The following is a 22,107-nucleotide window of genomic DNA, read 5'->3' on the forward strand; positions in this document are numbered from 1 at the left end:
TCAGGACGTCGACTCGGCGGCGAGCCTGCCAAGGGTGTCGTTCAGCTGGTGCTCGGTGACGAGCGGGAACTTGACCTTCTCGAGCAGGTTCTTGTCGGTGACCTTCGACCAGTCGTAGGTGTGGCGCACCAGCGTTTCGTTCGGACCCTGGGACTCCAGCTCCCACAGCCATTCCCACCCGGGCGGCTCGGTGCCGGCGGGGGCGGTCTGCCATGCCAGCAGCTTGTCCTTGGCGTAACCGGTGACATGGTTGTCGGTCTTGTAGTCGCCGCCCATGTGGTCGCCCGACATGTTCATCGTGAACACGTCACCGACCTGCTGGATGCGATCGGCGTGGTCCACGCCGCGGATGAAACCCGAACCGTCGAGCGCCTGATGCCGTTCGGGATTGGAGAGGACGTCGAACACCGCGTCGACGGGCGCCTCGATCGTGCGTTGGACAGTGACCTGTGTGCTCTCGTTGTCGCTCATGACACAACACTGCCGAAACTTCGGGCACTCGGCAACGTCCGACCTCAACTCAGCGCGCGACCGCCCACGTCCCCAGCGCCGCGATCGTGGCGGCCACGGCCGCAGTGCCCGCGACCCCGACCACCGAGCCGGTGAGGGTGACGATGACCAGCACCTCGGCGCCCACGACCAGCCAGGTCCCGAGCGCCACGCGCGTCCGGTCGCGCGCGATCGCCGACAGTAAAACGACCTGCAGGACTGCGAGCGCGGCGCCGATGTAGGCGAAGAGCCACAGGATCGGCACCAAGGCGTCGTAGCCGTCCCCGAAGACGAACGGGACGACCGGGCCCGCCGCGCCCGCCAGCACGGTCAGGACGACCCCGATCCCGGCGACCACCGTCACCGCCTGACGCAACGAGGCCGACGACCGTGCTGGGTCGGCGAGACGCGGATAGAAGACGACGCCGATCGCCTGCGGGAGCCAGAAGGCCACCTTCGTCGCGATCGCGCCGAGGGCGTACACCCCGACCTCCTCGGCGTCGAGGACCCGGGGCGAGAGCAGCAGGTCGATCGACGACGCGACGATCAACACCAACTGGACCTGCGACGCGCGGACCACGCTGAGCACTCCGGCGGCCCCCGACGGTGCCCGCCCCGGCCCTCCGGCCCGTGACATCGACCAGACCACGAGCCAGACGACGCCCGCCGACGCGGCGGCCCCCAGTGTCCCGGCCAGCAGCCCACCGGCCGGTCCGGCGCCGGCGGCGAACGCCCCGATGATCGGCATCGATCGTGCGACGCCGACGACGGCCAGCACCCAGGACAGCGCTCGGAACTCGCCGCGTCCCTGCAGAATGCCCTGACCTGCGGCGATGAGCGCCAGCAGCGGCGCCGAGGCGAGTGCTGCGGCCGTCGTAGCGACGTCGGTGCGCAGCAGCAGCCCGACCAGCGGGGTGGCGACGACGGTGAGTACGACGACCCAGCACGTCGTCACCACACCCAGCGCGCGGAGCCGTCCCTCGTCACCGCCGAGCACGACCTCCCGGGCGATCACGTTCTGCAGCGCCAACGCCGGCACACCCAGCACGAGCATCGCCGACAGCAGCACCGCGAACTCGCCGTATTCGCTGACGTCGAGGAAGTGCGCACTCGCGACGAGGTGCACCACGTACATGCAGACGTTGGCCACCATCGACCCGATCGCCACCGACCCGACGGCGCCGACCGTGCCCGTCGTCCGACGCGTCTGCTGCATGGACCAAGTGTGCCGATCGCACCGCGGCGGTCTCGCGCGGGGCGGGCACGAGGTACGCGTACCGGGTTTTGCACGGGCAGTCGGGCATAGGCAACGATGGGAAGGCTGTTGCCGAGCGCGGGTCCCCCCGATCGCGCGTGTCCACCGGACCGAGAGACCGTGATGTACGACGACAACCCCACCTACGACGCCGAGTCGACCGACATCGGTTCGCGCATCGACCCGGTGCTGGCCCGGAGCTGGCTGCTGGTCAACGGCTCCCACTACGCCAAGTTCGAGCCGGCCTCGCGTTCGCGCGCCGACATCGTCGTGCTGGACATCGAGGACGCGGTGGCTCCCAAGGACAAGGTCTCCGCGCGCGACAACGTCGTCCGTTGGCTCGGGCCGAAGGACGGCACCGCCGGCCCCGGCGCCGGAGACTGGGTTCGCGTGAACGGATTCGGCACACCGTGGTGGGCCGATGATCTCGAGGCGCTGTCGCAGACCGCCGTCGGCGGGGTGATGCTGGCGATGGTCGAGTCCGTCGACCACGTCACCGAGACCGCCAAGCGACTGCCCGGCCTGCCGATCGTCGCGCTCGTGGAAACGGCGCGCGGGCTGGAACGCATCAGTGAGATCGCGGCCACCAAGGGCACGTTCCGTCTCGCGTTCGGTATCGGGGATTTCCGCCGCGACACCGGCTTCGGCGAGAACCCGCAGACCCTGGCCTATGCCCGTTCGCGTTTCACGATCGCCGCGAAGGCCGCCCACCTGCCCAGCGCCATCGACGGCCCGACGGTCGGTTCGAGCGCGCTCAAGCTCAGTGAGGCGACCGCGGTCAGTGCCGAGTTCGGCATGACCGGCAAGATCTGCCTCACCCCGGGCCAGTGCGCGCAGGTCAACGAGGGATTGTCCCCCTCTCAAGACGAGATCACCTGGGCGCGCGAGTTCTTCGCCGAGTTCGAGCGGGACGGCGGCGAGATCCGCAACGGCTCGGACCTGCCGCGGATCGCGCGGGCGACCAAGATCCTGGATCTGGCGCGGTCGTACGGCATCACCGAGTCCGACTACGACGACGACCCGGTGCACGCCCCCGCACCCTCGGACACCCACCACTTCTGATCGGCTCGCCGCGGTGACTCCCCGACGACTGCTGCCGGTTCTGTACGGCACCGGTGTCGCTGCGGCCGCGGCGATCCTGGGACCGCTGCTGCCCGGCCTGATCGGGGCCGGCGACCGGTACCTGCTGTACCGCGATGCGGTGTCCACGCCGCGCACCCATGTCACGGACAACACTCTCGGGATCGGTGACCTGCCGCCCCGCGCCGTGCCGCAGGACTGGTTCCTCGCGATGGTGAGCACCGTCGTCGACGGCGGGATCGTCGTGCTGGCGGCCCTCGCCGCCTCCCTGGTCTGCGCGGGCGTCGGGTACGGACGTCTGGCAGCTCGCCTGGTCCCGGGCGCCGGGCGCACCGGTGCCGCGGCGGCAACGCTCGTCGCGGTGTGGAATCCGTTTGTCGCCGAACGTCTTCTCCAGGGCCACTGGAGCCTGCTGGCGGGTTATGCGGCACTGGGGTGGATTCTCGTCGCGGTTCTGGATCTGCGGGAACGCCCGGACGCCGTCCGGTTCTCACAACTGGGCGGACTGTTCGCGGTCGCAGGCTTGACCCCCACTGGTTCTGTCCTCGCCGCAATCACTCTGGCGACGGCGCTCGTGGCCCGTCCGATCGGTCTGCGACCCACGATGGCCGTCGTTGCGCTCTGGCTCCTCAGCACACTGCCGTGGTTGCTGACGGCTTCCATCTCCGACGCCCCGACCACGTCCGCGGCCGCCGGGGTGGAGGCATTCGGTCTGCGGTCCGAGCCGTGGCTCGGCCCCGTGGGTACGGCCCTGTCGCTGGGCGGAATCTGGAACGCCGACGCGGTGCCGGCGAGCCGGACCATCGGGTGGGCCGCGGTGGCCACCCTCGGCCTGCTCCTCGTCGTCGGGGTCGGCGCAGGTCATCTGTGGCGTCGTCGTGCGGAGCCGGACCCAATGGTGCGCGCCATCGCCATCCTCGCGGCGGTGACCGCGATCTTGTTGATACTGAGCACCTTCGGACCGGTCCGCACCGGCCTGGGGTTCGTCGTCGAGCACGTCGGTGGCGGCGGACTCCTGCGCGATACGCAGAAGTTCGCCGCACTTCTCGTCCCGGCGGTCGCGGTGTGTGTGGCAGCGGCCGTGGCAGCGGCGAGGCGCCGGGTCCCGTCTGGTTTCGCGTACGCCGCGGTCGCACTGCTCGCGGTCGCGCCGCTCCCCGACCTGGCGTGGGGGGTCGGCGGTGCGGTGCGCGCGGTCGACTATCCCGACGAGTGGCGGCAGGTCGCCGAGATCGTGCCGCCGGACCGGGGTTCGGTGGCCCTGTGGCCTCCCGGCACGGTGCGTGAGTACCCCTTCGCGCGCGATCCGTCGCTCGATCCCGCCGCACGGATGCTGCGGGCGCCGGTCGTCGAATCCGGCGAACTCCGAGTGGACGGCGAGGTGATCGACCCGGCCGGGAAGCATGCCGCAGCGGTGACGCAGGTGCTGGAGTCCGGCGGCTCACCGGTAGCGCTCGCCGAGCTCGGCGTCGGGTGGGTGCTGGTCGAGAACGGTTCTCCGCCTAACCAACTCGCGGACGCCGGACGCCTCGTGTTCGACGGGCCGGATCTGAGGCTGTATCAGGTGGGCGACGTCGTGGATCGGTCCGCCGACGCCACCGACCGTGCGATCGCCCTCGGTGCGCACCTCGTATGGGCCGCGCTGCTCATCACCGGCCTCGTCGGTCTCGGCGTCGGTGTCATCAGCGGCGCGAGTCGGACAGCACGGCGTCGAACGTCGCCATGAACCCGTCGCAGGTCGCCGACCACGAGTAGCGGCTGGCCGTGGTCTGCGCGTTCCGGCCGAGTCGATGCGCCTCGTCCGGGTTGTCGATGAGTTTCCTTGTCGCACTCGCCAGTTCGTCGACACCGTCGACGAGGAGCCCGGTGCGCCCGTCGTCGATGGAGTCGGCGAGTCCGGCGGCGCTGCGGTAACCGATCGTCGGGACACCGTGCTGGGCGGCTTCGACGACCGCGAGGCCCCATCCCTCCTTACGCGACGGCATGAGGTGGACCCGGGCCCGGGCGAGCAGTTCGTGCTTGCGGCGCTCGTCGACGTGGCCGTGGAAGGTGACCGCGTCGGTCACCGCGAGGTCGGCTGCGGCACGGTGCAATTCGTCCGACCACCAGCCACCGCCGATGACATCGAGACGGGCGTCGACGCCGTCGCGACGCAGCCGGGCGAGTACGGTCAACGCGTCCTCGACCTGCTTGTGGGGCACCAGCCGCGACAGTACGCAGAGTCGTACCGGCACACCGGGAGTCGACGCCCCGGTGTGCGCGGGCGCCTCGATACCGTGAGGTACCGGATCGATCCCGTTGCGCACGACCGCGATCCGCTCGGCGTCCACCCCGAGCGCGACGAGTTCGGACTTCGACGGCGTCGAGACCGTGACGTATCGGTTGCGCCGATGGACGCGCGGCGAGACCCGCGACTCGAGGAACCACCCGATGTGGCCGAGCAGACGGCCGGCGACCGGCCACTGCTCGCGATGACAGTGATGGACGAGGACGACCGTCGGAGCCGGTGAGACGAGCGACGAGAAGAACGGGACACCGTTCTGGGTGTCCACGACGACGTCGGGGCGGCACCCCGACAGCGGGCCGAACCCGAGCCGGCCCGCGACGATGGTCGCGAGTATGAGCGGATACACGCTGATCCGACCGCCGGCGCGGAAGAACCGCATGCCGTCCCGGTGCTCGTGGCGGGGCGCCCCCGGGTACGCGGACGTGAGGAAGGTGACGTTCGCGCCGCGTCGAGCCAGTTCGGCGCCCACCCGTTCCAGGTAGGTCTCGCTGCCGCCGCCCTGAGGGTGGCGGGTGTCCCGCCAGCACAGGAGCAGGATGTTCGACGGTGTGCGCATGTTGTCCGTCAGCCTACCGACCAGGCCGTGAGCACCGGAATCCGCCGCACGTCCGCCCGGCGAGGAACCTGTCGCCGAGACACCCCACTAGAGTGACCCGACGATGACGACTTCACTTCCCGACGGCGCGCGGATGGCCCGGCTCGCCACCCTGCGACGCGCCGCGGGACTGCTGAACGACTTCCGCTACGAACAATCCGATCCCGCGCGCTTCTACGGCGCGCTCGCCGGCGACACCGCGGACATGGTCGAGGCGTTCGTCCCCGACATGGGCGGATCGGTGGTCCTCGACGTGGGCGGCGGTCCCGGATACTTCGCCGACGCCTTCCGGGCCCGCGGCGCGCACTACGTCTCCGTCGAACCCGATCCCACCGAGATGCACGCCGGTGGGCTCGAGCATCGCGGATCGGTCCGCGGCTCCGGCCAGGCCCTGCCTTTCGCCGACGGATGCGTCGACGTCTGCCTGTCGTCGAACGTCGTCGAGCACACCCCGACGCCGTGGGAGATGGCCGACGAGATGCTGCGGGTGACGCGTCCCGGCGGCATCGTCATCATCAGCTACACACTCTGGTGGGGACCGTTCGGCGGTCACGAGATGGGCCTGACGCACTATCTCGGCGGCCATCGGGCGGCCCGGCTGTACACCCGACGCCACGGTCACCCGCCCAAGAACCTGTACGGCACATCGCTGTTCGCGGTCTCCGCCGCCGACGGGCTGCGCTGGGCCCGATCGGCGACCGGTGCCGGGCGCGCCGACCTCGTCGCGGCATTCCCCCGCTACATCCCGCGCTGGATGTGGTGGGTCATGCGCGTGCCGGTGCTCCGGGACGTCCTCGGCACCAACCTCGTGCTCGTCCTGCGTCGACGCTGACGTGCTCGGAGTCCGGTTGCGTCTGGCTGAGCCCACTGCTGGTTGAGCCGGGACTGAGCGAAGCGAAGCCCCGAGTCGAAGCCACCTCCGCACCCAGCGGCCTGAACTACTCGGCGGCGAGGTCCGCGGTGCAGTTGAGGGTGCCGCCCTGACTGGTGGCGGCGGCCAGCTGTTCACCGTCGGCGAGGATGGCGCACGACACCGGTCCGCGGATCACGATGGCCGACATGCTCGCGCGGGTTCCCTCGAGCTGCACCCGCTGGTACCACGGCGAGCCGATCGCCGGGATCACCGTCGGCGATCCCTGGCCGCGGGTGAACGTCAGCGCGACGACGTCCCCGTTGCCGGTCAGCTGGTAGGTGATGGTCCCGGAGCGCTGAGTCGTCGTCGTGGTCGACGTCGTCTCCTCGGTGGTCGGGGTGCTCGACGACGTCGTCTCGCTCGTCGTCGCCGGATCACTCGATTCGGTGGTCGACGATGACGCCGCGCTGGTGGAGTCGCCGTCGCCGGAGCGGGTGACCAGCACGACGACGAGACCCAGGACCACGAGTGCGATCAGGGCGACCAGCGCCAGCCCGATGGTCCGGCCCTTCGACCCGGAACCGCGGGGCGGTTCACCACCGGCCGGCGCGTCGTAGGGCGAGGCACCGTAGGGCGACCCGCCGGTGTACTGGGGGTCGCCATACTGGGGTTCGGTGTAGGGACCCGGATACGGCTGTCCGGGCTGCTGCGGTTCGGTGTACGGACCCGGATAGGGCTGACCGGCCTGGTGCGGTTCCGTGTAGGGACCCGGATACGGCTGCCCGGGCTGCTGCTCGGTGTAGGCCTGCGACGGCGGTGCCGACGGGTCGAAGTCCGGATCGAACTGACGGGTCTCCGGCGGATCGTTCCGCGGATCGTTGGGATCGCCCTCTGGTGGTCGGGTCATGCGGACGATTCTGTCATCCCGGACCGGTCCCCGACCCGACCACCACGAACCTGCGTCAGATGTCGGCGATCGCCTCGAGCGGTCCGGTGCGCGCCGCGCGGACGGCCGGCCACAACGCGGCCAGCACACCGACCACCGCCGACGCGATCAGCGTGATCGCGATGAGCGACCACGGGATCACCGGCGCGCCCAGGCCCCACTCGGCGAGCGTGCGAACCAACGCGACGCCGATGACGGTCCCGAGGAGCACACCCAGCACTGCGCCGAAGATCGAGATCAGCACCGATTCGAGGTAGATCGAGCGGCGCACCTGGGCTCGGATCATGCCGATCGCGCGCAACATCCCGATCTCGCGTTTGCGTTCGACCACCGACAGCGCGAGCGTGTTGATGATGCCGAGCACCGCGATCAGCAGTGCCAGCCCGAGCATCGCGTACAGCGTGCCGAGCATCTGATCGATCTGCGACGAGATCTGGCCCTTGAACTGATCCCGGTCCTGGATCTGCACCGTCAGGTAGTCCGACGTCGCATTCTCCAGATCGGTGCGCAGGGTCTCGAGGTCGGTGCCCGGCGCGGCGTTCACGAAGAGCGTGACATTGACCCGCGCGAAGGGCGGGACCAGTTTCTCGTAGACGTCCGGACCCACGACCCACGGTTGGAGCGCTTCGTTGTCCGCGTAGACGCCGGCAATCGGGACCTGGACCTGCTCGCCCGTCGCGGCGGTGAACGTGACCACATCGCCGCGCTGCCAGCCGTTCCCCTTGCCGGTCCGCTCGCTGATCAGCATCCCGTCGGCGGGCAGATCCGACGACGCGCCGTCCTGCATGTCCATCACGGTCACGCTGTTCAGCGGGCCGCCGAGCGCCGAGAACCCGGTCTCCGACTTGTCGTCGACCTTGGCCTGGACGATGCCGAACGACACCACCTCGGCGACGCCGGGCACCCCGTCGATCGCGCCGGTCACCGCGGGCGGCAGCGGCGACTGGTTGGTGCCGGCCACGATGTAGTCGGCCGTGATGCCGGCGTCGACGGCGTCGTCGACCGTGCCCTTGAACGACTGTCCGAGGGTGCCGATGATCGCGACCAGCATCAGCCCGAGGGTGAGCGCGAACGCCGTCGCGGCCGAGCGCCGCGGGTTGCGGACCGCGTTGGTCCGGGCGAGGCGCCCGATCATGCCGAAGGGCGCACCGATGACCCGGCCGAGCACGCTGACGAACGGACGCGCGATCGCCGGGCCGATGAGGACGGCCGACAGGACCGCGCCCGCGGCGCCGGCACCCACCGTGATCGCCGGGCCGGCACCTTCACCCATCGCGCCGACCACGATCGCGACGATCGACGCGACACCGATGACCGCGCCGAGGATCGTGCGATTGCGCAACGAGGCCGACCCCTCGGCGGCCGACGCACGCATCGCCTCGACCGGCGGCACCCGTGCGGCTCGAGCCGCCGGCACCCACGCGCTGATCATCGTCACCACGACGCCGACCAGGATGCCGGCGAGGATCGCGTCCGGACCCACGGCCAGCTCACCGTCGGGCAGGCCCGACGTGGCGCTCGTGATCGCCTTCAGCGCGGCGGCCAGCCCGATGCCGATGGCGAGGCCGAGCGCACCGCCGAGGACGCCCACGACGAAGGCCTCGAACAGCACCGACCGCGACACCTGGCGCTGGCTCGCGCCGACCGCCCGGAGAAGCGCGAACTCACGGTTCCGCTGCGCGACGATCATCGAGAAGGTGTTGTAGATGATGAACGTGCCGACGACCAGACCGATCGCGGCGAACGCCAGCAGAATGTACTGGAAGATCTGCAGGAACTCGTTGACCTGCGCCTTCTGGTCCTCGCGGACCTGGTCGCCGGTGCGGACGTCGTAGAGATCGGCGTCGGCGCCGAGCGCGGAGATGATCCGTTCCTGCAACTGTTCCGGGGTGACCCCGGCGACGGCCGACATGTCGACGACGCCGACGTGCTCACCGTCGGTGAACAGGCGGGCCGACGTCGCGGCGTCGAACTGGGCGTTCACGTAACCACCCGTCGAGCTGGGCGCGTCGACGAGGCCGACGACGGTGACCTCGAGCGGCTCCGAGTTGCCCTGCCCGACGACGATCTTCGTCTTCGACCCGACCTTCAGCCCCGCGGCCTCGGCCGCCGAGGTGTTCAAGACGATCTCGCCGGCGTTCTCGGGGCCGCGTCCACCCGGCAGAATCCGCGACTCGTCCGGGTCCAGCGCCTCCGCCGGCGGGATGTAAGTGCTGCCCACGCTCGGAGCGCCACCGGTCTGGATGGCCTTGCCGTCGGAGTCGGCGACCGTGACCAGGCCGTTGTTGTTGACGACGAGTTTGTCGATGCCGAACTGGGCACGCTGGTCGCGGAGCTGGTCCACGATCGTGTTCGGCACACCCGGCGACTGCCGGTCGGCCGGGGTCACCTCGACCGCGACACCCTGCGCCGCACTGTCGAAGATGTCGTTGAAGGCCTTCGAGATGGACCCGGTGAACACGATGGACCCGGCCACGAACGAGGTGCCGAGGACGATCGAGAAGAGGGTGAGGAACAGCCGGAGCTTGTGGGCGCGCAGGTTCCGTAGCGAGACCCGGCGCATCACCGTGGAGGACGCCACGGCTCAGAGCGCTTCGGCGGTGTCGGGCGCAGGAACGTTGTCGAGGTTCTTCATGACCTCGAAGACATCGTCGGCCGACGGCCGGGACAGCTCCTGCACGATCTGGCCGTCGGCCAGGAACACCACTCGATCGGCGTACGACGCCGCGCGCGGATCGTGGGTCACGATGACGACGGTCTGCTTGAACTCGTCGGTCGCCGCCCGCAGGATCGAGAGAACCTCGCCCGAGGAGCGGGAGTCCAGGTTGCCCGTCGGCTCGTCGCCGAAGATGATCGACGGCTTGCCGATCAGCGCACGGGCACAGGCCACGCGCTGCTGCTGACCACCGGACAGTTCACTCGGCAGATGTCCGAGCCGGTCGGTGATCCCGAGCCGGGCCACCACGGCGTCGAACCACTCGGTGTCGACGGTGCGGCCGGCGATGTCGACCGGCAGTGTGATGTTCTCCTTGGCCGTCAGCGTCGGCACGAGGTTGAACGCCTGGAACACGAAGCCGATGCGGTCGCGACGCAGCATCGTCATCGCCTTGTCCGACAACGCGGTGAGATCGGTGTCGCCGATGAACACCTTGCCGTCGCTCGCGACGTCGAGACCGGCGAGGCAGTGCATCAGGGTGGATTTGCCCGACCCCGATGGCCCCATGATGGCGGTGAACTCGCCCTCCCGGAACGAGATGGAGACGTTCTTCAGGGCCTCGACGGCGGTGTCGCCGACGCCGTACCGCTTGGAAAGGTTGTCTGCCCCGGCAGCAACCGCGTGCTTCGGCGTCCCAAAATCATCGCCACCGTCGTCTCGAGCGGCCACATCAGTCGTCGTCATGCCCTCAACGGTGCCAAATCCTGCGTCGGTTGGCCATCAGGTAACACCCTGACCCCACCCTGACGGCAGTGACGTTGGGCACTGCTGCGGCCTCTACTTCGGGATCTGGACCTCGAACGAGTGGAGGCGGTTGGGCGATCCGACGTTGTCCGACACCACGAGAAGGGTGCGGGTACGGGTCTTCGCGAACGGGTTGTCGGGATGCCAGTTACCCCAGGCGAGTCCCGACATGTTGCCGGTGAGCAGGTGCGGCGTCGCGGTGGTCGAGAAGATCCGACGCTTGGTCATCGCCTTCTCGCGTCCGCTCAGCTTCTTCTTGTTCGTCACCGAGGTGGCGCCCCGGGTCGTCGTCCAGAAGATGTTCGACAGCTTGCCCGGGCCACGTTCGAGCACGAGAAAGTCCGTCGAATTGATGGCCAGCACATCGGCGGCCACCTTGTTGGCGTCGGTGCGATAGACGAACTCGCGATTGGTCTTGCCGAAGGTCAGCAGACGGGCCGATCGTGCGGCGTCCTGCCGGAGTCCGCCGGCGGTCAGGACGCTGACCTGACCCTGGGGTCCGACAGCCACGCCGGTGAGTCCGCGCTGACCTGCCAGACCCGACTTCGACGACGGGCGCCACACCGACGGGAGCGGCAGGTCGCGGAGGACCTGTCCGATGGGCCCGATCTGCCGGACGAACTGGTTGTTGCCGCCGCTGACGACGGTGTAACCGCCCGCGGACTGACGGATGCCCTCGAACTGGGCCTGTCCGGGCAGCAACGGGAGGAACCACGGGCCGAGGACCGTGCCGCCGCCGTTGATCCGCGGCTGCCCGGTGAAGGACGCGGTGACGGAGGTGTACCCGATCGACGCCGTGAAGAAGCGAGCCGGGAGCACGTCCTCGGCGATCATCACGTAGTTGCCGTTACCGGTCCGATCGATGCCGGAGATCCGGTTGACGGTGGGAAGCCCGTTCCCGATCGTCGTCGAATCCGTGAAGAACGCCGTGACCCCGGCCCCGGAAGACGGTGTCGCCGAAGCCGGTTGGACCGCGACCGACGACGCCAGTCCCAGCGCGCAGGCAGCGGCGACCGAGGCGCCCCACAGACGTAGTTTCATGAGGGGCACGATACCTCAACCGTCACTTCAGACCCATCCGTACGTTCAGCCCCGGAACCGCGCAGCAAGGCCGCGTCAGGCCAGGCGCTGCTTCAGACCGTCGAGCTCGTCGCGCAACGAGCTCGGCAGCTTCTCGCCGACGAAGTCGAACAGCTCCTCGATGGACGGGATCTCCTCGCGCCACTCGTCGGGATTGAAGGCGAGCGCCTCCGCGACGTCCTCCGCAGGCACGTCCAGACCGCTGACGTCGATCGACTCCGGCTTCGCGACGATGCCGATGGGGGTCTCGACACCCTCGGCCTCACCCTCGATGCGCTCGATGATCCACTTCAGCACGCGGCTGTTCTCGCCGAATCCGGGCCACAGGAAGCGCTTGTCGTCGCCCCGACGGAACCAGTTGACGTAGAACACCTTCGGCAGCTTCGACTCGTCGGCGTTCTTGCCGATGTTCACCCAGTGCTGCAGGTAGTCGCCGACGTGGTAGCCCATGAACGGCAGCATCGCCATCGGGTCGCGGCGCACGGTGCCGACCTTGCCCTCGGCCGCGGCGGTCTGCTCGGAGCCCACGGTGGCACCCATGAAGACACCGGTCTGCCAGTCGCGGGCCTCGGTCACCAGCGGCACCGTGGTCTTGCGGCGACCGCCGAACAGGATCGCCGAGATCGGCACGCCCTTCGGGTCATCCCACTCGTCGGCCAGCGACGGGCACTGCGAGATCGGGGTGCAGTAGCGCGAATTCGGGTGCGCGGCCTTGTGATCGGACTCCGGCGTCCAGTCGTTGCCGAGCCAGTCGGTGAGGTGCGCGGGCGCCGGGCCGTCGATGTCCTCCCACCAGATGTCGCCGTCGTCGGTGCGGGCGACGTTGGTGTAGAGGGTGTTTCCGGCCTCGATGGTCTTCATCGCGTTCGGGTTCGAGTCGTAGCTGGTACCGGGAGCGACACCGAAGAAACCGAATTCGGGATTGATCGCGTACAGCCGGCCGTCCTCGCCGAAGCGCATCCAGGCGATGTCGTCGCCCACGGTCTCGGCCTTCCAGCCGGGGATCGTCGGCTGGAGCATCGCAAGGTTGGTCTTGCCACAGGCACTCGGGAACGCCGCGGCGATGTAGTACACCTTGTTCGCCGGGCTGGTCAGCTTGAGGATCAGCATGTGCTCGGCCATCCACCCCTCGTCGCGGGCGATGACCGAGGCGATGCGCAGGGCATAGCACTTCTTTCCGAGCAGCGCGTTGCCGCCGTAACCCGATCCGAACGACCAGATCTCGCGGGTCTCGGGGAAGTGGGTGATGTACTTCTCGGTGTTGCAGGGCCACGGCACGTCGGCCTGGCCGTCCTCGAGGGGCGCACCGACGGAGTGCAGCGCCTTAACGAAGAAGCCGTCCTCGCCCAGGATCTCCAGGACGCGGGGGCCGACGCGGGTCATGATCTTCATCGACAGCACGACGTACTCGGAGTCGGTGATCTCGACACCGAGCTTGGGATCGTCGGAGTCCAGCGGGCCCATGCAGAACGGGATGACGAACATCGTGCGGCCGCGCATGCTGCCGCGGTAGAGCTCGGTCATCGTCGAACGCATCTCGGCGGGATCGACCCAGTTGTTGGTCGGGCCGGCGTCCTCTTCCTTCTCCGAGCAGATGTAGGTCCGCGACTCCACGCGGGCCACGTCGGCGGGGTCGGAGTTGGCGAGGAAGGAGTTCGGCTTCTTCTCCTCGTTCAGCTTCACCAGGGTGCCGGCCTGCACGAGGTCGGCGGTCAGGCGCTCCCACTCCTCGTCACTGCCGTCGGACCACACCACCCGGTCGGGCTGGGTCAGCTCGGCGACCTCGGCCACCCAGGCCAGCAGTCCCGCGTGCTTCGTCGGAGCGCTACTCGGGTCCAGTCCGGGAATGGTGGCTGCGGTCATCGTTGGGGCCTCCTCCGAGGTGGTGGCCGCTTGAATGGCCACCTGTCAGGTCGTCTCGCGGTCAAGGATACGTCCACCGAGCGGGCGCTAGGTCACGGGGTTCGCCAGGTGCGGTCTATCCCACGCCCGCCGGACAGGTGACAAAAGTCCCTGGTGATCGCACGCGCTCGGTCTCGGCGCGGAACGGGCCGGGTCGGGCGCCGGTCACGTGTCAGCCGATTCGTCCCGATCCGCCGGAGATCCACTGGCCGGTATCCGGGTCGAGAACCGCGGAACGGAACTCGCCGTCCGCACCGATCTCGGTGATCTTGTCGACCTGCCCGTCCCGATCGCTGTCCGTGTACACCGTAAACCCGTCGGGCCCGTTGCGGGTGAGCGAATCGTTGATGCCGTCGTTGTCGGTGTCCACCTCGGCGGGTCCGAGATCCCAGATCCGGCCGTCGTCGTGCATCCACAAGTGATCGTCGAGATCGTCGGACGCCGGTGTCTCGTGCAGTGCGGCCACCGAGTCGACCGAGTGCGGGTCGGCGCCCTCGGCCGCGCCGAACAGCGAGGCCTCCTCCGGGCGGGCCGGGTCCGGAAGGTCGTCGGGGAACATCGGGTCCATCGAGATCACTGCTTCCCGTCGTCGTGGCCGGCCCGGGCGACCCCGGCCGTTCCGTCGTCATGCCCTCGGTCGTCCCGACGTCCCGCCGGATCGTCGGATTCCTCACCCGGGTCGTCGGTGCGGGAGACGACCGCCCAGAGCGATTCCGACCGCGCCACCAACTCACGGCGGATCTCCGCCGCGCGCTCGCGACGGGTTCGAGCGTCGCGGACGCCGACCCCGCTGCGCAGTCGGCGGATCTGCTCGTCGAGACGCGCGACGTCGGCCGCCACCTCTCGGTTACGGCGTTCGTGCGCCCGGGCGATCTGGCCGGCGATCCGGGTCTCGGCCGCGGTGACGCGCAGGGCGAGCTGGTGATCGAGCGTCGCCCGCGCCTCGGCGAGGAGCTCGGCGGTGCGTGCCTCGCGATCGGAACGCTCCGCAGCACTGCGCCGGACACGGATCACCCACGCCGCGACCGCGACTCCGAGGATCAGGGCGAGCGGCATGCTGACCCACTGCAACGTCTGGACCGACTCCATCGGTGCGACGACGAGGCGTCCCACACCCAGACCGGTCGAGGCCCCGAGGACGACCACCAACGCGTCTTCGGCGCCTGCGCGCCGCGCCCGGCCGCTCGACCGCTCGGTGTGGAGGGGTACCGCGGGCCAGTCCTCGTCCGCCGACGGCTCCGCGTCCAGGCCCACCAGGGCGGTCGACCGGACCGCGTCGACGCGCTCGTCGGCGCGACGACGGACGCCGTCGGCGAGGGCGGCCCAGCCGGTACGGACCCAGGCGCCGTACGCAGAATTCGCGGCGGGAGCGTGGCCGGCGGCGGACGCCGCCAGATCGCGCACCCCGGCGTGCAGTTCCGCCGACGTCTGCGATCGGACGCGCGCGAGTCCGGCGCGCACGGCCGCCAACCGGTCCGGGCGTCCGCGGTCACGTGCGGCGACCAGTTCGCGACGCACGGCCAGGAGATCATCGACGGCAACCTGTGCGGACGCCGCCTCGTCGGCGCCGCTCGCCGGCGCGCCGAGGAGGTGCTCGACCGCCCCGAGGCCCGCCGCGAGCCTTGCCCGCTCGGCGCGGAGTACGCCCGGCGCGTCAGTCGTCTCACGCAGCCACTCCACGAGGGCGTCGATCCCCGACTCGTCCACCGCACCCTCGAGGGCCGCGACCGACGACACCCCGAACAGCGGCAGCGTCGCGAACGGGTCGAGGACGGCCCGGTGGGCGCGCACGGTCCGCGGCCACTCCCAGAACGCGTCGATCTTCGTGCACACGATCGCCACGGTCCCGACCTGCGCGCGCATCTGCTCGACGAGGAGACGTTCCTCCTCACCGGCCGACGACGACGGGTCGACGACCACGACCGCCGCACCGGCCGACGCACCCGAGCGCCCGCCGCGGGCGACGATGTCGAGGTCCGGGGCGAGCGCCCGGCAGGCCTCGACCAGCGTGCGGACGCCCACTCCGTCGGTCCCGACGACCAGCACGTCGGTGCCCGCGTCGACCCCGATGGCGTCGAAGCCGGTCAGCTCCCGCGCGGCGGCGAGTGCCGTGTCGGTCATGTGCCCGCTCCTGCCCCGGCCAGAAGTCGCTCGGCACCGGCGCGGTCGACGCCCGCCGCGGCCGCCTCCTCCAACCGGGCGCGCAACTCGACCTCACGCCAATGCCGAATCCGGTCGACTCGCTCCCCGATCGGTCCCGCGAGATCAGGAACGCCGCTGGCGTCGCGGAGCGCCCGGCTCAGGGCCTCGGCGTTCGCGGCCACGGCGGAACGGGACTCGATGAGCGCGAGCGCGGTGTCGATGCCGTAGGCGTCGAGCCGGCGCAGCAAACCCTGCCGCATCAGCCGTTCGTCGGAACCCGGACGTCCCACGAGGAACCGGCCGGCCATCGACGGCATGCCGACGCCTGCGGCCGCCATCGTCGCCAGCGCGGCGAACTCGGCGTCGTCGAGGTCGGCGCAGGCCAGCAACTGCGAGACGGGGTACACCGGCGTGTCCAGACGCCCGGCACACGACGCCGCGACCTCGACCGCAGCATCCCAGTCGCCGTGCGTGTCGGCCTTCCCGAGCACCACGAGCACACGGTCGGCCGGGAGGGACGCGAAGAGTTCGCGGTCGGCGCGCCGCGGCGGTCCCGCCAGGACCAGAACCCACAGATCGGTGTCAGCGGCCCCCTGCTCGTCCTCACCGGGCCCGATCACGGTGAGCGACAGTCGTTCTCGCAGCGCACGAGCCATCGTGTCCCGACCGGTCCCGGGCCGGCCGACGACCTGGACGTGCAACGGACGGAGGAAACGCCGGCCCGCGCCGGCCAGGACGGGCACGAGCGGCGACACCGGGTCGACGAGGTCGACGAGTCGTCCCTGCTCGGCGGCCGTCCACAACTCGCTCCCGGCGGGCACGCCACGCCGGCCACCGTTCACCGGTGCCCCCACCGCAGCCTCCTCGCCATCCGACCCCTGCGCCTCCCACGACCCGCGTCCACCGCACCGCCACCCCGGGCATCGGCGCACGTGAACCGCGACAGGGCCGAGAATAATCGGGATCCGGGCGAACGGCGGAGACGGCTCCACATCCCCTCGCGGGGCCGGACGGGTCCGCGTCCGCACCGCTGCCGTCCGGGCCGCCATTCCCCCGCGACTTCGCCGCGACGGCACGATGCGCAACGATGGACGCGTGAACAACAGCCCCGACAGGTCCCGGTTGTACCCCCGCGTGACGAGCTTCCGCTTCCGCCGCGGCACGCTGACGACCGGTCAGCAGCGCAACTGGGAGACCCTGTGGCCGGTGCTGGGCCGCGACCTCGAGATCGGGCCGGAGCGGGTCCCCGAGCCGCAACTCGACCTCACCGAACTGTTCGGGCGCGAGGCCCCGAAGGTCCTCGAGATCGGCAGCGGTACCGGCATCTCGACCGCCGCGATGGCCGAGGCCGAACCGGATGTCGACGTCGTGGCCGTCGAGGTCTACAAGCCGGGCCTGGCCCAGCTCCTCGGCCTCGTCGACCGCAACGGCCTGACCAACGTCCGCCTGATCCGCGGCGACGCGGCCATCGTCCTCACCGAGCTCATCCCGTCGTCGAGCCTCACCGGTGTGCGGCTGTTCTTCCCCGACCCGTGGCCCAAATCGCGTCACCACAAGCGACGCTTCGTCCAGACCGGCACACTGGAACTGATCGCGGACCGGCTCGTCCCGGGCGGGGTGCTGCACATCGCGACCGATCACGCCGGTTATGCGGAGTGGATCGCGGAGGCGCTCGCCACCCAGGACGCCGACCGCCCCCACGTCGTGCAGTTGACGCGGGAGTCGCCGATCTCGCTGCAGCGGCCGACGACGAAGTTCGAGGGACGCGCGGAGCGCGAGGGCCGCTACGTCAGCGAGTTCGTCTACACGCGGCCCATCCCGCCGGCCACCTCGACCGGCGACACCCCGACGGGAGCCCGCCATGAGTGACCACAGCCCGACCGGCTTCGCCGACACCATCTCCGGCCAGACGGGGACGCGCCGCATGCTGCTGGTGTGGGACGCACCCAACATGGACATGGGCCTCGGCGCCCTGCTCGGCGGACGCCCCACCGCCGCGCACCGTCCCCGGTTCGACGCCCTGGGCCGGTGGCTGCTGCAGCGGACCGCAGATGTGTCCGCTCTCACCGACGGAGGCGGCGCGGTCGAGCCCGAGGCCACCGTGTTCACCAACATCGCCCCTGGTAGCGCCGACGTCGTCCGGCCGTGGGTGGACGCTCTCCGTAATGTCGGTTTCGCCGTGTTCGCCAAGCCGAAGCTGTCCGACGACAGCGATGTCGACTCCGACATGCTCGACCACATCGAACTTCGCAGGCACACTGTTGGACTAGCCGGCGTGATCGTGGCGTCCGCCGACGGTCAGGCATTTCGCGAACCGCTGCTCGAGGTGGTCGGCGACGGGGTGCCCGTCACCGTCATCGGGTTCCGCGAACACGCCAGTTGGGCGCTGAGCACCGAAGAACTGGAGTTCATCGATCTCGAGGACATCCCCGGCGTGTTCCGCGAGCCGCTGCCACGCATCGGCCTGGACTCCCTGCCCGACGAGGGCGCCTGGCTCACACCCTTCCGCCCGCTCAGCGCACTGTTGCGCTGACCTGCGGCGTCGTGGCCCTGCCGGGGTCGTCGGGCGGCGGTCCGCGACCCGGCATCCGACGCCGATGCGGGTGTGCCCGCGCGTGACCCCGAGGCCCACGCCTCAGGGATCACTCAGGCAACACTGTCAGGATCTTTCGGGAAACTGACAGAATCGCCACCGGCGCCCCGAGACGACGGCGCCGAACAGGCCTGACCAGTCGTACACGAAAGGACATCGCGTGTTCCGGTTCATCGGCACATTCGTCTACCGAATGCGCTTCCTCGTCATCGCGGTGCTCATCGCGATGATGGCCGGACTCGGGCTGTACGGTCTCGATCTCGGCAAGCACCTCAGTCAGAGCGGCTGGTTCGATCCGACGTCGGAGTCCGACACCGGTGCGCGCTACGCCGACCAGGCGCTGGGGCGCGACCACACGTCCGACATCATCCTGCTGGTCACCCCGCCGGAGGGCACCCGCGTCGACGACAAGGCGTTCGGCGCGAAGGTCGAGACGTTCGTCGAGGACCTCATCGCGACGCACCCCGACATCGTCGGACGCGCCGATCCCGGTCTGTACGACCCGTTCCTCGTCCAGCCCGCGCAGAGCACGCTGCAGGAGCGACTGTTCACCGAGGACGGCAGACACGCCTTCATCAGCATCGGCGTCGCCGGCAACGACGACACGACGGTCCTCAACAACTACAAGACCATCGAACCGTTCTTCGAGGACATCCCCGAACGCTTCGATCTACCCGGTACGACCTTCGAGCTCGCCGGCCTGCAACCGGTCGCCGGATCGATGGCCGAGGGCATGGACAAGGACATCCACCGCGCCGAGGTCCTCGCGCTGCCGCTGGTGGCGATCATGCTGTTCTTCGTCTTCGGCGGCGTCGTCGCCGCGTGTCTGCCCGTCCTCATCGGTGGTCTGACCATCGCCGGCTCGCTGGGCATCATGAAGATCCTGGCGCTCACCACCGAGCTGAACATCTTCGCGCAGTCGGTGGTCACGCTGATCGGTCTCGGCATCGCGATCGACTACGGCCTGTTCATCGTGTCGCGTTTCCGCGAAGAACTCGGTGAAGGCTATTCGACCAAGGCCGCGGTCCGAAGAACCGTGATGACCGCCGGTCAGACGGTGGTCTTCTCCGCGACGATCATCGTCGCCGCCCTGGCATGTCTGCTGATCATGCCGCAGGGATTCCTCAAATCCGTCGCCTACGGCGCGATCGCATCGGTGTCCCTCGCCGCGATCCTGTCGATCACCGTCCTCCCGGCGATCCTGGGCATCCTCGGCCCCCGCGTGAACATGCTGTCGATCAGCACGGTCATGAAGTACACCGCGGTCCCGCTGGCCCGCCGCTTCTCCGGCGAGGAACGCGCAGCGGCCATCGAGAACCGGTTCAGCGGTCGCATGAAGACCAGCCAGGAAGTCGAGAACGGCTTCTGGGGCCGACTCGCGACGTGGGTGATGAAGCACCCGGTCAAGACCGCGGTCCCGACTGTGCTCCTCTTGCTCGCGCTGATCATCCCGTTCGGCAGCATCCAGTTCGGCGGGATCAGCGAGAAGTTCCTGCCGCCGGACAACCCCAACCGGGTCGCGCAGGAGAAGTTCGACGAATACTTCCCGAGCGAGCGAACCGAGGCCATCAAGCTCGTCATCATCTACGACGAGTCGAGCCAGGCCGACCAGAACAAGCTCGACGCCATCGCGCAACGCGCCGACGCGGTCCCCGGCTTCACCAACAAGTTCAGCGACGCCGACAAGTCCGACTTCGGGTCGTTCGACGCCGAGCGGTACCCGAACGTGGGCGTCTACCAGGTGTCGGCCGGTCTCCAGGACCGGAACACCGCCGCCCAGGCGATCGAGCAATTACGCGCGATCGACACCGAGGGCCTCACGATGTACGTCTCGGGTACCCCGGCCCTCACCCAGGACTCGATCGACGCGCTGATGCAACGGCTCCCGCTGATGGCGGTCATGCTCGTCCTCATCACCGGCCTGCTGATGTTCCTGCAGTTCGGTTCGATCGTCCTGCCGATCAAGGCCGCGCTCATGACGGCCCTGGGTCTCGGTGCCACGCTCGGCATCCTGACGTGGATCTTCGTCGACGGTCACGGCGCCGAGCTGGCCAACTTCACCCCCGGCCCGCTGTTCGCAGCGGTGCTCGTGCTGATCATCGCCATCGTGTTCGGCCTCTCGACCGACTACGAGGTGTTCCTGCTCTCCCGCATGGTCGAGGCCAGACAGAAGGGCGCGAGCACCACCGAGGCGATCCGCAGCGGCACCGCGCACACCGGCGGCATCATCACCGCGGCCGCCGCGATCCTGGTCGTGGTCACCGGCGCGTTCAGCCTGTCCGAGATCGTGATGATGAAGTACATCGCGTTCGGCATGATCGCCGCGCTGATCCTGGACGCCACGGTGATCCGCATGTTGCTCGTCCCGTCGGTGATGAAGCTGCTCGGGGACGACTGCTGGTGGGCACCGCGGTGGATGCGCGTGGTCCAGCGCAAGATCGGCCTCGGCGAGACCGTCCTCGACGACGAACCCGACGAACAGCGCGACGCCGGTGCCGGCGCCCGTCCGATGAGTGCGGGCACCGTGGTGGCCGAGGCGCCGACCTCGGTGATGGCCGCGGCACGCAGACAACCGGTCGCCGCCGGAGCGGTTCCCGCCCGGGGTCGTGTCCCGGCCGCCGTCGGCCGCCCCGCCGCACCGGCGCGGCCCGCCCCGGACCGACCGCTCACCAACGGCCGCCCGGCGGGTCAGGCCCCCGACCAGCGCACCGGTTCCGGGCCCACCCCGACTCCGCCGTCCCCCTCGGGTCCGCCGCCGACCACCACCGGCCGCCCGGGTACTGCGCCGACCCCGCCGCGCACTCCGCCGGCGCGCGTCGGACCGACGCCCGTGCCCGGTGCCCGGGCCCCCGAACCGGCCGGACGCCGTCCCGCGACGCCCTACCGCCGCTCCACCGTGTCGAAGGGTGATCGTCCCGACACCGGCGGCTGGAGCCTCGGCGAGGGTGGCATCCGACTCGGCGACGCCGCACCTCACCCGGGGAACGGGGACCGTCCGACGGTCACTCCCCCGTCCGCCCCACCACGGGTGCCGGAGACCGGCGGGCGTCCGAATCCCGGAACCGCCCGGCCGACGCCGGAGCCGACCGGCCAGCGCTCACCGCTCGGACGCCGGCCCGCCCTCGACGAGACCGGTCGTCGCCCCCTGGCCGCCTCGGTCAGCCCCGAGACCTCGACCCCGTCGTCTCGGAGTCGTCGCAGCAACGGTCCGTCGCCGATGGAGCGCGGACTCAGCGCCGATGCGACCCCGGCCGCCGCGCGGCCCGACGCCGGTCCTGCCTCGGGTGAGCAGGATCGCCCGGCCGACGAGTCGAGCCGTCGCCGTCGTCCGCGTACCGACCGGCACGCCCGGTCCGACGAGACCGGTGACGACGGCCAGATCAGCGTCCAGGAACTGCTGAAGCGGAGTCGTTCACAGAAATGAC

Annotated in this window: 17 protein-coding genes; 6 read left to right on the top strand and 11 right to left on the bottom strand. The window is 69.9% G+C overall.

The features are described from left to right. Both LEL84_RS12415 and LEL84_RS12420 read right to left on the bottom strand, forming a co-directional pair. On the bottom strand, positions 1 to 471 hold the full coding sequence (locus tag LEL84_RS12415; protein ID WP_065630345.1) for an SRPBCC family protein: 471 nt from the start codon (positions 469 to 471) through the stop codon (positions 1 to 3). Positions 472 to 520: 49 nt separating this feature from the next. Further along, positions 521 to 1,705 carry a polysaccharide biosynthesis protein gene (locus LEL84_RS12420; protein WP_226511767.1) on the bottom strand — a complete coding sequence of 395 codons (1,185 nt, stop codon included), beginning with the start codon at positions 1,703 to 1,705 and terminating at the stop codon, positions 521 to 523. 162 nt (positions 1,706 to 1,867) lie between these two features. Here LEL84_RS12420 and LEL84_RS12425 point away from each other — a divergent pair, with 162 nt between their 5' ends. After that, a complete protein-coding gene (locus LEL84_RS12425; RefSeq protein WP_058252230.1) occupies positions 1,868 to 2,806 on the top strand; it encodes an HpcH/HpaI aldolase/citrate lyase family protein in 939 nt (312 codons plus the stop codon). A 13-nt stretch (positions 2,807 to 2,819) separates the two neighbouring features. Further along, positions 2,820 to 4,550 carry a hypothetical protein gene (locus LEL84_RS12430; RefSeq protein ID WP_226511768.1) on the top strand — a complete coding sequence of 577 codons (1,731 nt, stop codon included), beginning with the start codon at positions 2,820 to 2,822 and terminating at the stop codon, positions 4,548 to 4,550. Here the strand turns inward: LEL84_RS12430 and LEL84_RS12435 are convergent. Then, positions 4,507 to 5,667 (bottom strand): glycosyltransferase family 4 protein, encoded by a 1,161-nt coding sequence (locus LEL84_RS12435; RefSeq protein ID WP_226511769.1) that lies wholly within the window; start codon positions 5,665 to 5,667, stop codon positions 4,507 to 4,509. The two genes, LEL84_RS12430 and LEL84_RS12435, sit on opposite strands and share 44 nt — an antisense overlap. A gap of 103 nt (positions 5,668 to 5,770) precedes the next feature. Here LEL84_RS12435 and LEL84_RS12440 point away from each other — a divergent pair, with 103 nt between their 5' ends. Then, the gene (locus LEL84_RS12440) at positions 5,771 to 6,538 is read left to right on the top strand and encodes a class I SAM-dependent methyltransferase (RefSeq protein WP_226511770.1); all 768 of its coding nucleotides are present in this window, start codon (positions 5,771 to 5,773) and stop codon (positions 6,536 to 6,538) included. A gap of 106 nt (positions 6,539 to 6,644) precedes the next feature. Here the strand turns inward: LEL84_RS12440 and LEL84_RS12445 are convergent, their stop codons facing one another. The 8 genes from LEL84_RS12445 to LEL84_RS12480 form a co-directional block, all read right to left on the bottom strand. Then, positions 6,645 to 7,466, bottom strand: coding sequence for a hypothetical protein (locus LEL84_RS12445; protein WP_226511771.1), 822 nt, complete (start codon positions 7,464 to 7,466; stop codon positions 6,645 to 6,647). Positions 7,467 to 7,521: 55 nt separating this feature from the next. Further along, positions 7,522 to 10,068 carry an ABC transporter permease gene (locus LEL84_RS12450; protein WP_226514307.1) on the bottom strand — a complete coding sequence of 849 codons (2,547 nt, stop codon included), beginning with the start codon at positions 10,066 to 10,068 and terminating at the stop codon, positions 7,522 to 7,524. A gap of 21 nt (positions 10,069 to 10,089) precedes the next feature. Next, a complete protein-coding gene (locus tag LEL84_RS12455; RefSeq protein WP_065630339.1) occupies positions 10,090 to 10,905 on the bottom strand; it encodes an ABC transporter ATP-binding protein in 816 nt (271 codons plus the stop codon). Between the two features lie 93 nt (positions 10,906 to 10,998). After that, positions 10,999 to 12,006 (bottom strand): esterase-like activity of phytase family protein, encoded by a 1,008-nt coding sequence (locus LEL84_RS12460; RefSeq protein ID WP_226511772.1) that lies wholly within the window; start codon positions 12,004 to 12,006, stop codon positions 10,999 to 11,001. 75 nt (positions 12,007 to 12,081) lie between these two features. After that, the gene (locus LEL84_RS12465; protein WP_137809622.1) at positions 12,082 to 13,908 is read right to left on the bottom strand and encodes a phosphoenolpyruvate carboxykinase (GTP); all 1,827 of its coding nucleotides are present in this window, start codon (positions 13,906 to 13,908) and stop codon (positions 12,082 to 12,084) included. Between the two features lie 211 nt (positions 13,909 to 14,119). After that, on the bottom strand, positions 14,120 to 14,515 hold the full coding sequence (locus tag LEL84_RS12470; protein WP_065630444.1) for a DUF6802 family protein: 396 nt from the start codon (positions 14,513 to 14,515) through the stop codon (positions 14,120 to 14,122). A 5-nt stretch (positions 14,516 to 14,520) separates the two neighbouring features. After that, positions 14,521 to 16,068, bottom strand: coding sequence for a hypothetical protein (locus LEL84_RS12475; RefSeq protein ID WP_226511773.1), 1,548 nt, complete (start codon positions 16,066 to 16,068; stop codon positions 14,521 to 14,523). Then, a complete protein-coding gene (locus LEL84_RS12480; RefSeq protein ID WP_137809619.1) occupies positions 16,065 to 16,943 on the bottom strand; it encodes a hypothetical protein in 879 nt (292 codons plus the stop codon). Before LEL84_RS12480 ends, LEL84_RS12475 begins: the two co-directional genes overlap by 4 nt. 223 nt (positions 16,944 to 17,166) lie before the next feature. On the opposite strand from LEL84_RS12480, the gene trmB reads away from it, so the two are divergent. The 3 genes from trmB (at position 17,167) to LEL84_RS12495 (ending at position 22,106) form a co-directional block, all read left to right on the top strand. Then, on the top strand, positions 17,167 to 17,958 hold the full coding sequence (trmB, locus tag LEL84_RS12485) for a tRNA (guanosine(46)-N7)-methyltransferase TrmB (RefSeq protein WP_058252240.1): 792 nt from the start codon (positions 17,167 to 17,169) through the stop codon (positions 17,956 to 17,958). Further along, a complete protein-coding gene (locus tag LEL84_RS12490) occupies positions 17,951 to 18,622 on the top strand; it encodes an NYN domain-containing protein (protein ID WP_058252241.1) in 672 nt (223 codons plus the stop codon). The genes trmB and LEL84_RS12490 overlap by 8 nt, the downstream gene beginning before the upstream one ends. Before the next feature lie 220 nt (positions 18,623 to 18,842). Next, complete coding sequence (locus tag LEL84_RS12495) at positions 18,843 to 22,106, top strand: MMPL family transporter (protein WP_226511774.1); 3,264 nt, start codon at positions 18,843 to 18,845, stop codon at positions 22,104 to 22,106. Position 22,107 lies beyond the last annotated feature (1 nt).

The organism is Gordonia sp. WA4-43, assembly GCF_020520305.1.
Taxonomy (GTDB): domain Bacteria; phylum Actinomycetota; class Actinomycetes; order Mycobacteriales; family Mycobacteriaceae; genus Gordonia; species Gordonia hongkongensis.

Excerpts from the sequence above, each read along its gene's own strand:
- LEL84_RS12415 (WP_065630345.1), bottom strand. The coding sequence starts at position 471 with ATGAGCGACAACGAGAGCACACAGGTCACTGTCCAACGCACGATCGAG.
- LEL84_RS12420 (WP_226511767.1), bottom strand. The coding sequence starts at position 1,705 with ATGCAGCAGACGCGTCGGACGACGGGCACGGTCGGCGCCGTCGGGTCG.
- LEL84_RS12425 (WP_058252230.1), top strand. The coding sequence starts at position 1,868 with ATGTACGACGACAACCCCACCTACGACGCCGAGTCGACCGACATCGGT.
- LEL84_RS12435 (WP_226511769.1), bottom strand. The coding sequence starts at position 5,667 with ATGCGCACACCGTCGAACATCCTGCTCCTGTGCTGGCGGGACACCCGC.
- LEL84_RS12440 (WP_226511770.1), top strand. The coding sequence starts at position 5,771 with ATGACGACTTCACTTCCCGACGGCGCGCGGATGGCCCGGCTCGCCACC.
- LEL84_RS12445 (WP_226511771.1), bottom strand. The coding sequence starts at position 7,466 with ATGACCCGACCACCAGAGGGCGATCCCAACGATCCGCGGAACGATCCG.
- LEL84_RS12450 (WP_226514307.1), bottom strand. The coding sequence starts at position 10,068 with ATGCGCCGGGTCTCGCTACGGAACCTGCGCGCCCACAAGCTCCGGCTG.
- LEL84_RS12455 (WP_065630339.1), bottom strand. The coding sequence starts at position 10,905 with ATGACGACGACTGATGTGGCCGCTCGAGACGACGGTGGCGATGATTTT.
- LEL84_RS12460 (WP_226511772.1), bottom strand. The coding sequence starts at position 12,006 with ATGAAACTACGTCTGTGGGGCGCCTCGGTCGCCGCTGCCTGCGCGCTG.
- LEL84_RS12465 (WP_137809622.1), bottom strand. The coding sequence starts at position 13,908 with ATGACCGCAGCCACCATTCCCGGACTGGACCCGAGTAGCGCTCCGACG.
- LEL84_RS12470 (WP_065630444.1), bottom strand. The coding sequence starts at position 14,515 with ATGGACCCGATGTTCCCCGACGACCTTCCGGACCCGGCCCGCCCGGAG.
- LEL84_RS12475 (WP_226511773.1), bottom strand. The coding sequence starts at position 16,068 with ATGACCGACACGGCACTCGCCGCCGCGCGGGAGCTGACCGGCTTCGAC.
- trmB (WP_058252240.1), top strand. The coding sequence starts at position 17,167 with ATGCGCAACGATGGACGCGTGAACAACAGCCCCGACAGGTCCCGGTTG.
- LEL84_RS12490 (WP_058252241.1), top strand. The coding sequence starts at position 17,951 with ATGAGTGACCACAGCCCGACCGGCTTCGCCGACACCATCTCCGGCCAG.